This window comes from Bacteroides sp. 51 (assembly GCF_010500965.1).
In the GTDB taxonomy this organism is placed as follows: domain Bacteria; phylum Bacteroidota; class Bacteroidia; order Bacteroidales; family Bacteroidaceae; genus Bacteroides.
Window position 1 is genome coordinate 307,935 of the sequence record NZ_QVMI01000004.1, and the last position, 309, is coordinate 308,243.

Annotated in this window: 1 pseudogene; it reads right to left on the reverse strand. The window is 41.1% G+C overall.

The features are described from left to right. Positions 1–309: pseudogene (locus D0T87_RS05960) on the reverse strand (hypothetical protein); the annotation flags it as partial.

Below are 309 nucleotides of genomic sequence, written 5' to 3' on the forward strand. Positions count from 1 at the left end.
ATTTATTATCCTCATCTAAAACAGGGGAATCCACAGGATCAGAACTAAGAGAACCAGCCGTACCGTCAAAACCGCCTTTATCGTCATTACGACCTTTTACACCAGGCTTCTTATCAATACCTTTTTGACTCTTAGAGCTACCAAAATGCTCATCAGTTACAACTGAAAGACGATCGGAAAGGATACGATTCTCCTTGCGCAAAGCGCAATTCTCTTCCTTATAGCTTGAAACCTCCGATTGTAAAGAGGATATGACTTCATGTAGGCTTCTATTCTCAGAACTACTTTCTTTACGCAGCTCCTTCAACT